A 12,429-nucleotide genomic window follows, 5' to 3' on the forward strand; every position below is an offset into this window, starting at 1 on the left:
CCTTTTATTTTTCCAAAAGACAATTTTAAAAGAAACAAGTTAAATGACCAATTATCCTATCCATTACCATCTTTTATGAAAATAAAGAAAATTAAAACTAAAAAAGATTTTTTGAGAATTTAAAAATGAATTATTAAAAAAATTAGATAATTGAAAAAATTTCAGACCAATTAGAGGAAAAATAGAAGATTTTTTCAAATTACTCAAAAACGGACTTAATTTAAGATAAATGCATAAATATACACCAAAATCTGTTGAAAAAACAGTATATTTGAATGTATTTTTAGGAGCATTAATCATATCACAAGGCTTTAACTCAAAAACCGCCATACAACAATTATCCGAGAACTGAAAATTCAGACCCCCTAAATTAATTATCAAAAATTATAATCCCTTTTCATTTGAAAAAAAACTTTATAAACTATTTTTTTAAAATTTTTAATATGCTTAATTAATTCCTATTTTAGGAAATATTAATTATAATTTACTTTTTTAGTCCTTTATTTGTTCTTTTTTTGTGAACTTTTTTTCATATAATCTTATTAGTATATAAATAATAAACACCAAATAATTTTTATAAAAAATATAGAATCAAATTAATAGTCTAAATTATATTAATTACTAAACTTTTATTATACTTGTTTATATAATGAGTAATAAATAAAAATTTGGTAAACAACTATAATTATTTATTTTTATAGTTTTTATTAAAATTAATATTTGGTGTATTAAATGTCTGAAGATATAAACTCTAATTCGCGTAAAATTAGACCATGGATGGAATATAAACTACACATAGTGGTATTCTTTTTAGTAGTTATTGCAGAACTCATCGGTACTCAAAAAATCGAAATAGCAAAAAATATAATTATAGTTTTAATGCCCCTATTATATGCTATGATTTTAGGTTTAATCTTATTTTTAGCTAAACCTTTCAAATTAATTCAAAATCATGAATCCAAAGTAGCCGAAGGTTTAATGATATTATTTATGATACCAATCCTTGCAAAACTTGCAATTTCAGGAGGACAGGGTTTTACTTCACTATCATTTGCTCCTGCCCTTATTATACAACAATTTGGACATTTAGGATCAATCCTAATAGCTTTACCTATTGCACTTATTTTAGGATTCAAACGTGAATCTATTGGTATGACTAGTTCAATATGTCGTGAACCAGATATTGGAATTATAATAGATAAGTATGGTTTTAGATCTCCTGAAACCAGAGGTGTTTTAACAGTTTATGTTATTGGAACAATTATTGGTACTGTTTTTATTAGCTTATTAACAAGTTTATCTACCGCTCTTCCACTTCACCCTTATGCTCTTGCTATGGCAAGTGGATTAGGTAGTGCAAGTATGAATGCAGCAGCTATAACTCCACTTTTAAGTATTTATCCATCTTCTATTGATACTCAAATTTTGGCATTTTCAGGTCTTTCTAATCTTATAAGTTTTTGTTTTGGAGTTTATATAGTGCTATTTATTGCTCTTCCATTGACTGAAAAACTTTATAAGTGGTTAGAACCTAAAATTGGTAGAGATACTTCAGCAACTATAGAACAAGATTCCTATAAAGATGAAATTGATATGAAAAATCATAAGTTGGATAAAGAGCTCGATAAATTAAGTTTGAAAAGACTTAATGATTGGATAATATTACTTTTAATATTTTCCTTTTTTGTTTCAACTGCAAATTATATAACAAATGGAACACCATTTATAATATCATTTATAGGAATGCTAATTTTATCTGCAATATCTTATATTAGTTTTATCCTTGAGAGAATTTCTCCACATAATATTTCAGCTATAATTTGGGTTAGTGTAATAGGAATTATTCTTGCACTTCCAATGGTGCCAACATCCAGTTATATTGTCCCATTTGTTAAAACTTTAGATTTATCTTCTATTATTACGGTTTATCTTGCATATGTTGGTATTTCTATTGGAAGAGATTGGGATCAATTTAAAAAGTTAGGTTGGAGAGGATCCATAGTAACTGTTCTAGTAATTTTAGGAACTTTCTTAGGTTCTGCTACTATTGCACATCTATCTTTAGTTTTAACAAATGTAATTTAATTTTAAAAATTGCCTTAAACGAAATATTCCTCTTGAAGGAATAATACTATATTTAAGTTTAATTTTTACTTATAATTTGTTAAAATGTGAAGAATTTAAATGTACGACTTTTAAAGAAGGTAAAAAGAGTTGAAGAAATTAACACTGAATTAAAAGTTAAAGAAGAAAAGTATTTACTTAGTAGTATTAATAGAAATGTAAAAAAAGAATTTGAAAAGAAACATCATCCCCAAGTAATCTGTGAAAACACTTCCACACTATCTAAAAATATATATGTAATTATCCAAGAAATAAATCAAGAAAATGCCAGAAAATCGGCACCTAATATCTTGATTAATTGGAGTATGATGCCAGACCGTACAGATGATGCTAAAAAGAAGATTATGAAAGATATTACAAGAAAACTAAGAAAAATACAACCTGAATTTAAAGATGAAATTGTAATTGTCATTAATAATCTTCCACTTAGAAGTGTAATGTTAGGTGGAGAAACAAGATTGGAAAACCCAGATAAATAAAGAGATATAAATTATAAAATCAAGTATTATTTAATTTTATATCAAATATACAAATTTTATTATCCTTAAAGTAAAACATTAAAAAACCAATAAACCTCTAATTTTAAGGGAAAATCATAATTGCATTTCGAGGACATTTATCTACACAACGATAACATTTAATACATTTACGAGGAAAATAATACCATTTCTTATTGTTGTTTGAATCAACATGTATAGCTCCTGTAGGACATATTTTTTCACAAATTTTACAAGAATTACATTTTTTTACCATTGGCTCTAATTTCCCCATTAATATTAACAACTCTTGTTAAAGAAATATAAAAATTATGTTTTTTAATAGATAGTTTAAATTTTAGAAAATAAATGATATTATATTTTATTTGATGCTATAATAAACTGGCGAATATAATAAGGAGGAAGGTCAATATTATAATCTAAAAGTTTTATTAAAGCTTCAACACCTTTTCGACCACTAGCTAATAATTCATAGGTATTTTTTGAAATACAGATATATTATAAATAAGAATATATAATGATTTTAATTTATTTTAAAAAATTTAAAAAAAACATAAAATTTTAGAATTTATAACAATAATATAAAAATATAAGATTAAACAATGTTTTTAAAAGAAGCTATAATAAGATGATATTATGGATATATTAACTTTTATCAATAATGGAATGCATAACCCAATATTAGATATTATTGTTCCAATAGTATATGAGATTACTGATGTTTATGTATTAACTATCCTTGTTGCAATATTGTTTATTGCATCATGGTTATTAAAAAAAGAAAAATATAAAAAAATATGGTGCATTAACCGGTTTTGTAATAAGTGTTTTAACAGTATTTTTAGCTGATAAATACTTTTATGATTATTTCAATTCTAATTGAAACTAGACCATATATTTTTTTTATTTAATTAATAAGCATTTAAAAAATTAAATTAAATAAATCTAGATGTTACTAATGAAAAGCGTTAATCTATGGGTAAAATTGCTTTTGTGGCGAATTATTTTTGGCAGAATAATTGTTATAGATGTATTATAAAAATCTTCCAAAAAAGACTAAGAATAGTTTATTAAAGAATAAAAGAGAAGATTTGAAAATGGGTAAAATAATATGAACATAAAAAAATGAAGAATGCCTCTTAGATTATAATTTTTGATTAATTTAATTCTTTAAACTATTATTTTTGCAAAACATCAACTTCAAGAAAGTATTATAATGAAAATTGAGAAACCAATAAGGATAATGGAGAGGGAATATAAAGAAAAAATTACAATACCATTACATATGTTAAAAGAATTTGCAAAAATCGTGTTAATAATAGCATTATTCGCTCTACCCATTATTGTAATAGTAGAGGTAGTGTTGCATTTTTTAATTAATTTTTAAAAGCATATTTTGCAAAACTTAAAAGTTTAAAAATATTATAATAAAATAATTAATAATTAAATATAAAAACTATTAATATATGAAGACAAAAAATAATAACAGAAGGATATTATTATGAAAAATGAAATAGAAAAATATATGGTTATAATCACATTTATATCTTCATATTTCACAGTTTTTGTAATGAGTGGAGTAATACTATGTACACCATCTATCGCTAAAGAATTTGGAATGAATAATGTTGTACAAAACTGGATTTTAACAGCCTTTACATTAATTGTTACTATGCTTACAATTCCCGCAGGACAAATTGCAGGAAAATATGGTTTTAAAAGAACATTATATATTTCAAATTCAATATTTTTAATTGGATTGATAGGAACACTTTTTGCACATACAACTGAAGTCTTTTTCATTACTAGACTTATACAATCTATAGGCATAGCTTTTGTAAATGTATGTGAAATTGCAATTATTAGTTTAGCAATTAGTAAAGAAAATAGAGGAAAAGCTTTAGGAATAATAATAACTGCAGTTTATTTAGGAAATTCAACATCACCTGTAATAAGTGGTTTTTTAAACCAAAACTTTGGATGGAGATCTATTTTTATAATATCCGTAATTTTCATAGCAATAAGTGTAATGTTAGTTAAAACTAAAATTACACCAGAGTGGAAAACAAACGAAAATGATAAAATAGATAAAATCGGTTCTCTTTTATATATGGTAGGGATTGGATTTTTAATTTATGGATTTACAACATTAATAACTAATACAGGTAAAATATTAACTATTTTAGGAACTATTATACTAGTAATATATTTAGTATATGAATTTAAACAAAAATCACCATCATTTAATGTAAACTTATTAAAAATTAAAACATTCACCACCTATAATATATCCGGAATGTTGGGATATTTTTCTGTTATGGTATTTTCTACATTAATTAACTATTATTTCCAATATATCAAAGGTTATAATTCTGCAATGACAGGTTTAATATTAATTATAAGTCCGATAGTAATGTCTACTACTGCACCATTTGCTGGAAAACTTTCAGATAAACTACATCCTCAAAAAATTGCAACAGTCGGAATGACAATAATGACAATTTCACTTATTATTTTGTCATTTTTAGATAAAACTACTCCAATGTATATTGTTATAATTGCAATGATTTTACAGGCATTTGGTACAGGATTATTTTCATCACCAAATTTAAATGCTATTATGAGTTCAGTTGATGAAGAACATGCGGGTTATGCGAGTGCTGGGCAACTAGCAGCAAGGGCTATCGGTCAATCAATGAGTTTAGGTCTTTTAACCTTAATATTTTCATGGATTATGGGAAATTTAAACCTATCTTCCAGGTATGCAGATATGATTCTTAAATCCTCTGAAATAACCTTTATAATATGTGCTATAGCTTGTGGTTTTGCTATAATTATATCCTTAATAGGAATCAGATCAGATAAGAAATTAAATTAATATGTTTTATTGGTGGTTAGAAGCAATGATAAAATCATTTACATAATAAGGAGGAACTACGATAGTATAATCTAAAAGTTTTATTAAAGCTTCAACACCTTTTCTACCACTACCTAATAATTGGTATGTATTTTTTGAAATAAAAATAACACCACCAGTTTTAAGCTTTAATAAGGCTTTTATAATAATATCAACCTTATCTACTTCACTCATATCAACTAAACATTTATTTAAATTCAAAACAATATAATCAAAAGTACCATTTAAATCATCAATATGATTATAATCCACCTGTAACAAGTTTAAATCATTTATATATTGATCAGTTATAAACAAACATGTCATATAATCATAATCTCTCTTAATTATAGGTTCTATTTCTTTTAAATAAGTTTCATCATCTTTAATCTCAATATCAGATGCTTCATCACTTAATATTAATGAAAATGCATTTCTCTCAATACTTCTTAAAAAGTTTAAATTTTTATCGACTTCAAATTTATCTTTATGAACTAAAAAAACAGATCCTGCAGAAGAATCTACATCAACAGTTTTTTTATATAACATCTTATTAACATTTAAGTCCATTAAAGAAGTGCTATAGAATGCTTTTAATGAATTAGCTATTTTAAGTATAGGTGAAGAAATAGCTAATATATCTTTTGGAACAATGAAAAATTTAATAATACCATAAGAATATAACCCGTATCTTTTCTTTAAAGACTCATAAAAAGTTTTAGGTTTTAAATAAGCATCTAATATAGAATCAGTTTCATGCTGACCTGAAATTCTATCTAAAAATCCTGCAGGCATATCCCCACCCATAGGACGACAATTAACCTCAATTAAAACAGGACCCTTATCATCAATCATATATTCCCCATGAATAGGACCATATTTAACACCAATTGCTTCTGCAACATTATAAGCATACTCAATCAGCTCAGCTTCACCAAGATTTAATTCATTAACAGTTTCACATGAATCATAAACATTAGCTCCTTCAGCGGTTCTAATCTTTTTATATTTCCAAATAGTAGTAACACGAGGAATGCCTTTATGGGATACAGTATTTACAATATATTCAACACCAACAATACGCTCCTGGATTAAAAGCTCCTGAAGAATGTCTCCATACTGATTAAAATCATTAAATAATTGTTTAAGAGATTGAACCAATTCCTCACGATTAAGACAAATTCGAACACTTGTAGAACCTGCACCATAAACAGGTTTTATAACAATTTCCCCTAAAGATTCACTGTCATAAAATTCTAATGCTTCATCTATAGAACGAACAACTTTTCCTTTAATATGACGTAGACCATTTTCAGCTAATCTATTTTGCATTTCGTTTTTTAGAGTCATTGCATCAAGATTTTCAATAGGATTTCCTAAAAGACCTAATTCATGAGATAATTTAGTTGCAATACGGACCCCTCGCTCATTAGCGGGAAGAATTAAAAGAGGGTCAAACTTTTTAACCTCTTCAATGGTTTCTTCAAAAGTATCTTGTTCATAAATAATATCAAATTCATAAGGAATAGTTTTATATTGATTTAAAATATGCTCTTCAAAATCCATACCTTTTTCAGTATCGGCATTTTTTAAATGTAATACAACCGGATTGTAACCACGATTAATAATATCTCCAATAAAATTTTTTCCTGTAGATTTACATTCAATAACAATAATATTTCTCATTATCCGCACCTCCCATTAAATTTCACTTAATAAATAAGTATTAATTTTTTATAAATATTTTAATATCATATAAATATAAGATTATAAATATATTTAAATTATTTGAATTATTTCTAAAATATAGATAATTATTTGATAAAGAATATGCAATGATTTTAATAGGTGAATATTGGTTTTTAAATATATTTATTTTACTCTTACATTAATTATAGTGTTCCTATTAATGAATTTTAATTACTAATAAGAAAATTATTGAAAAATAGGAGAAATTATTAAGATTTAATATTATCCATCTGTAGAGTATTTTTCAAACATATAAATTTCATAAAAATATTTAAGAATTAAATTAAACATAATATTATTCTTCATTTATGAAATAATAAAATCAATTAATACATATAAGGAGGTAATATTTATGTGTGATGAGGATTATGATGAATACAATGATTATGAAGATTCATATGATGATGTAAATTCAACTAATGAAGAGGAGTCAAATCAGAATCCCGATGAGGATGAGGATGAGGATGATGATTTTGATAATTCTCATTGGCATGTGGGAGACCCTGAAGACTGGGCAGATGGTCCTGCTGGTGTTCCAGATACTGATTACATGGAATATATTAAAAAGAATAAGTCTTTAGAGGAAGAGAATGATTAATCTTCCAATATTTATTGTAGAGCTTAAATTAAAGGACTTAAAGTGTTAAATACATCATTTATATTCTAAAAGTCCTTTATATCCTTTTATATAAGATAATTTACATTAATTTTTTATTTTAAAATGTTTAAAAAAAAGATTATTTTACTAAAGAAATTTAATTAAAACTTATAAAGGTTTAATAAAGAATTATTTAAAAAGTGAATTAAACCTAATTCTTTTGTAATTACATATATTTTTTTGATTTGATGCTTTATGAGTTTCATAAAATAAGTGTTAAAAGATTAAATTAAACAATATCTCCCAAAAATATTTCAAAAACATAAACATAGGAATGAAAATATAAAAATAGAATTTAACGATTCGTTTAAAACTAATTATACATAATAATACTGATTAAAGTTAATATAATTTTTTAAACAATTCTTTATATTAATACACAATAATATTAAGTTAATGGTGAAAAAATAGTGAAAATTGAATTATTCCCTGAGGAATTAAGTAATGAAGATAATACTTCTTAGTTGAAATGAGTAAAGAAGATATTTGGTTTTTAAAATATTTATTAAAAAAATATAATCCTAAAAAATTGTTAAAGTAGGTATCTGCTGGTGGAACTACAGTTAATTTATTAAATTGGAAAGATAATAATGCTAAGTTATATTCAATTGATAGGTCTTGTTTTATTATTTAAAGGTAATTATGTTGGTCAGTATATTAATCATTTTACAAGTAATATTAGTAGCTTTATCTATATTTACTTAGAAAAATTATTGTTGAAGATGAACCTTCTACTAGGGTAAAAATTGAGTTAATTATAATGTTGTTTGTGAACATTGTATTTATTTTAATAATTTGGATTAAATAAAATTTAAGTTATTAATTTTTATCTTAATGTGGTGAAAGTGTTTATTGATTTTATAGTTGATAGTTCTACTTTGAGTTTTCAAATTAATGGTTAAAAAATTAAATTAAACAATGTAAAAAAAATCAAAAATAATATTTATTAAGGTTTATATTCAGGGTGATTAACAAGAACATTATCCCTAAAAATGTTGGAATAATTCCGGTTCTTCAGCTTCAAGATCTCTTTCAAACTTTTTTATTTGTATGTTAAACAATTGGATTTATTAAAAAAAATTATATTCTGAAAATGTCTTTTTAGAAGATCTTTATTATGTACTGATAAACTTTTTTTCTATGAAAGAGTGTCCGCCAAAAGCCAAAAATTCATATTGAAAAATTTATTAAAATGCTTATTTTTTGATTTAAAGAAATGATTTTATTAAAAAATTCTATTTTGGCAGACACTCGAAAAAAATATTTAGGTAATATTTATTAATACCTACTGAAAATATAATATAATAGGTGGTTTTGATGGTTACTATAAGAAATACTAAAATATATAAAAATAATCAGATAACTATACCTTCTAAAATTAGGAAAGAATTAAATATAAATGAAAAATCTTCTGTCGATTGGATTCTTAATAATGATAAAACCATTACTTTAAAAATTGAAAATAAAAAAAAATCTGTTAAAGATTTAATAGGTTTAGGGTCTTCTGAAGAAGTTACTAATGCAGTGAATTTAAAAAGGGGTTTATATTTTTGAAAATATTTTTAGATTCTTCTTTTTTAATTGCATTAATAAATGACAATGATGCATTACATAATAAAGCTTTAGAATATGTTGAATTAACTGAAGTTAATGAATGTTATATTAGTAACTTAATTATAAATGAAGTTATAACTGTTATAGGAAATAAATTAGGTTTAGAAGTTGCTATTTCTTCTTATGACATATTAACTTCTGTTTTTAATATTGTTAATGAATATGATTTAGAAGACTTTAATTATAATACTATGTTGTTTTATGAAAAATATAATACTAAATTAAGTTTTACAGATTCAAGTATTCTATTTATAATGGAACAAGAAGAAATTAATAATTTATTATCGTTTGATAAAGAATTTAAAAGAGTAAATAATATTAATTTAATTGAATTATAATTTTTTCATATATGTTTCGGGTCTGAAATAAGGGCGATATTTACTTAATATAGATAGAATTAAAAATCAGATATTTAGAATTATCTGTAAGAGCATTTGAATCTAAAAACAAACTATATTATATTTAAGGGGAATTGTTTATGTATAATATAAAAATTCATGTTTTTCATACAGGATAAGTTTGTGTTCTCTAGATTTACCATTTGGAGGAGATAATTCCAATGTCATTAAGGCATCAGGAATATTTGGAAAAAAAGAAGACCGCTTATGGCTTCCAGTATCATCATACCTGATTGAGCATCCTAAAGGGAAATTCCTTGTGGAACAGGATGGGCAAGAGATATGAGCCCTGAAGGAGTATTCGACAAAAAAGCTCAAATCAAATCACTTGGAAGTTTAGTTCTTTATGAAGTTAATCAAGGACGTATAGGACTTGGACAGTGTATTGACGAACAACTTTCACAAATAGGTATTGAAGACTCAGACATTGACGGGGTACTTTTGACCCATCTTGACTGTGATCATGCAAATGGTCTTAAACAGGTAAAAAATGCTAAAAAATTCATGGTATCTTCAGATGAGGTGAAATTTGCAAATAAACTTACAAGTAGAGTACGTTATTATAAAGGATGGTGGAAAGATATTGAACTTACCCAATTCGATTGGAATGATAGTGAAGGACCAGTTGGAAAATCATATGACTTATTAGGTGACGGTTCAATTGAACTTATTAATATTCCAGTCCATTGTGACGGTTTTTTTGCAGTTAAGGTAAAAAATAATGATAGCAAATTTGTTCTACTATTTTCAGATGGAGGCTATGCAAGAAAAAGCTGGGAGAAAATGATTACATCAGGTATTGCTGCAGATAAAGAACTCCAAAAGCAATCCCTTACATGGATTAAACAACAAAGTATGGATTCAAACTGCATAGAATCACTGGCAAATCACGATCCCGACATAAAACCTCATATAATTGAATTGTAAATATTTAGTAAAAAAAATGTTTAAAGAATTAAATTAAACATAATTAGTCTAGTAAATCGTTAAATATCAAAACTTTATGATTTTTATACGAAATGTTCGTATTTTTAAGTTTTAAACAAAATTGTTTATAATGTTATATTTCAATGATAATGGTCAAATTATGGAACAAAAATAATCAAAAGAAAAAATACAAACTAGAAAGATATAATATTAAATGAAATGATTTGAATTTTTACACATTACACATCACAAAAATTTTCCGCTAATTTATTATTTGTTTTTAATATAAAAACTGATAACTTAATATATTAACTGAAACTTATATACTATTTCTGAAATATAAAAATAAAAGCTCTATTCTATTTTTGAACTTATTAAACCTTAATTTTCTAAGGTAAAAAAATGGAAATACACTTTATCACACATTTTTGAAAGTGCCGAAAACTTAAATAATACATATCACATAATATACTATTAAAATATTACAATTTTTGAAAAAAAATATGGGGGCATCTTATTAAAGCATGCAAATATTTCATTTATCTCAATGGAGGCCTTTAAAATATGGGATTTATAGATAATTTTAAAGAATGGAGCACTTTAAAAAAATTTACTTTTATAGTAATAGTGTGTTGTATTTGTTTGATTATTGTAAGTGTACTGGGAGGAGTATTATATCAAGATCAAAACACACAAACAACTACAAATTCTAACAGTTCTGCAAATGATTCTAATCAAGTTTATACTGATGGTACTTATAAAGTGGGTTCAGATTTGCCTGAAGGAACATATAAATTTACGCAAACTTCTTCTGATGGAGGATTTGTTGAAAGATCAGCATTGATGGATACACTCTCCAACTCCAAAGAAGAATATAAAGCAACCAATGAAAAAGATGAAACCGTATATATAACAGTGGAAGATGGAGAAAATCTTAAAGTAGAAGGGGGAGAAGTAGTTTTAGTTTAATCCCCATTTTTTCTTTTTTTTATGTATGTGCCATGCACTCACGGCGTCTTAATCAACAGATTAATAAAATAAGAATAATTATAAAAAATAATCCTATAATCTAAATATAAGTAGATAAATAATTAAAAAAAATATAAAATATGTAATTGATTTTTAATTATTTGTCATTGTAATAAAAATATAGTTTGCTTCTTTTGAATATCTTAGCATTGTAATCATCATCACGGGAGTTTTGATGAACAAACATTGGGCATGTATCATCAGGAGAAGTACTTCCCTGTCCTTGCATGCAAATTACATTCATTGAAGCATTCATATCCCACCATTTACAGTTAAGACAAACTTTATCATAATTTAAATCTGAAATTTCTATTCCATCAAGTTCATCTATCATACATTCACCTACTTAATCTATTTTTTAATCATAATTGAAAGTAAATTCCAATTATTTCATTCATATATAATTTATATTATATAAATATTATTTAAATGTTATGACAGGCTTTGTCATTTTGTTAGTTGGGATTTTATTTTTTTCATCCATCCATTTTTTCTGTTGAATATTTGGTTAAATATACCTTGTTTTGTTCTAAATCT

13 protein-coding genes and 1 pseudogene are annotated in these 12,429 nt (G+C 24.8%); 11 read left to right on the forward strand and 3 right to left on the reverse strand.

Annotated features, from left to right (window positions below):
• The 3 genes and pseudogenes from QZ146_RS07305 to QZ146_RS07315 form a co-directional block, all read left to right on the forward strand.
• Positions 1 to 352: pseudogene (locus QZ146_RS07305) on the forward strand (IS5/IS1182 family transposase); the annotation flags it as partial.
• A 380-nt stretch (positions 353 to 732) separates the two neighbouring features.
• The gene (locus QZ146_RS07310; RefSeq protein WP_295723112.1) at positions 733 to 2,085 is read left to right on the forward strand and encodes a DUF3100 domain-containing protein; all 1,353 of its coding nucleotides are present in this window, start codon (positions 733 to 735) and stop codon (positions 2,083 to 2,085) included.
• 86 nt (positions 2,086 to 2,171) lie between these two features.
• Positions 2,172 to 2,603 carry a hypothetical protein gene (locus QZ146_RS07315; RefSeq protein WP_295723113.1) on the forward strand — a complete coding sequence of 144 codons (432 nt, stop codon included), beginning with the start codon at positions 2,172 to 2,174 and terminating at the stop codon, positions 2,601 to 2,603.
• A gap of 103 nt (positions 2,604 to 2,706) precedes the next feature.
• On the opposite strand, the gene QZ146_RS07320 is transcribed toward QZ146_RS07315, so the two are convergent.
• Entirely contained in the window at positions 2,707 to 2,877 is a 171-nt protein-coding gene (locus QZ146_RS07320) for a DUF362 domain-containing protein (protein ID WP_295723115.1), read from the reverse strand.
• Positions 2,878 to 3,257: 380 nt separating this feature from the next.
• Between QZ146_RS07320 and QZ146_RS07325 the strand changes: the two genes are divergently transcribed.
• From QZ146_RS07325 to QZ146_RS07335, 3 genes are all read left to right on the forward strand, one after another.
• Positions 3,258 to 3,470: a hypothetical protein gene (locus tag QZ146_RS07325; protein ID WP_295723117.1), complete on the forward strand. Its 213-nt coding sequence runs from the start codon at positions 3,258 to 3,260 to the stop codon at positions 3,468 to 3,470.
• 367 nt (positions 3,471 to 3,837) lie between these two features.
• A complete protein-coding gene (locus tag QZ146_RS07330; RefSeq protein WP_295723119.1) occupies positions 3,838 to 4,008 on the forward strand; it encodes a hypothetical protein in 171 nt (56 codons plus the stop codon).
• Positions 4,009 to 4,122: 114 nt separating this feature from the next.
• A complete protein-coding gene (locus QZ146_RS07335) occupies positions 4,123 to 5,499 on the forward strand; it encodes an MFS transporter (RefSeq protein ID WP_295723121.1) in 1,377 nt (458 codons plus the stop codon).
• A gap of 6 nt (positions 5,500 to 5,505) precedes the next feature.
• Here QZ146_RS07335 and QZ146_RS07340 read toward each other — a convergent pair whose 3' ends face one another.
• Positions 5,506 to 7,203 carry an ATP-grasp domain-containing protein gene (locus tag QZ146_RS07340; protein WP_295723123.1) on the reverse strand — a complete coding sequence of 566 codons (1,698 nt, stop codon included), beginning with the start codon at positions 7,201 to 7,203 and terminating at the stop codon, positions 5,506 to 5,508.
• Positions 7,204 to 7,618: 415 nt separating this feature from the next.
• Here QZ146_RS07340 and QZ146_RS07345 point away from each other — a divergent pair, with 415 nt between their 5' ends.
• The 5 genes from QZ146_RS07345 (at position 7,619) to QZ146_RS07365 (ending at position 11,832) form a co-directional block, all read left to right on the forward strand.
• Complete coding sequence (locus tag QZ146_RS07345) at positions 7,619 to 7,864, forward strand: hypothetical protein (protein WP_295723125.1); 246 nt, start codon at positions 7,619 to 7,621, stop codon at positions 7,862 to 7,864.
• A gap of 1,377 nt (positions 7,865 to 9,241) precedes the next feature.
• Complete coding sequence (locus QZ146_RS07350; protein ID WP_295723127.1) at positions 9,242 to 9,478, forward strand: AbrB/MazE/SpoVT family DNA-binding domain-containing protein; 237 nt, start codon at positions 9,242 to 9,244, stop codon at positions 9,476 to 9,478.
• The gene (locus QZ146_RS07355; RefSeq protein WP_295723129.1) at positions 9,475 to 9,876 is read left to right on the forward strand and encodes a type II toxin-antitoxin system VapC family toxin; all 402 of its coding nucleotides are present in this window, start codon (positions 9,475 to 9,477) and stop codon (positions 9,874 to 9,876) included. Before QZ146_RS07350 ends, QZ146_RS07355 begins: the two co-directional genes overlap by 4 nt.
• A gap of 342 nt (positions 9,877 to 10,218) precedes the next feature.
• On the forward strand, positions 10,219 to 10,863 hold the full coding sequence (locus tag QZ146_RS07360; protein WP_295723131.1) for an MBL fold metallo-hydrolase: 645 nt from the start codon (positions 10,219 to 10,221) through the stop codon (positions 10,861 to 10,863).
• Between the two features lie 564 nt (positions 10,864 to 11,427).
• Positions 11,428 to 11,832, forward strand: a complete 405-nt coding sequence (locus tag QZ146_RS07365; RefSeq protein ID WP_295723133.1) for a hypothetical protein — start codon at positions 11,428 to 11,430, stop codon at positions 11,830 to 11,832.
• Positions 11,833 to 11,989: 157 nt separating this feature from the next.
• Here QZ146_RS07365 and QZ146_RS07370 read toward each other — a convergent pair whose 3' ends face one another.
• Positions 11,990 to 12,226 (reverse strand): hypothetical protein, encoded by a 237-nt coding sequence (locus tag QZ146_RS07370; protein ID WP_295723135.1) that lies wholly within the window; start codon positions 12,224 to 12,226, stop codon positions 11,990 to 11,992.
• Positions 12,227 to 12,429 lie beyond the last annotated feature (203 nt).

It is taken from the genome of uncultured Methanobrevibacter sp. (assembly GCF_905235195.1).
Taxonomy (GTDB): Archaea; Methanobacteriota; Methanobacteria; order Methanobacteriales; family Methanobacteriaceae; genus Methanarmilla.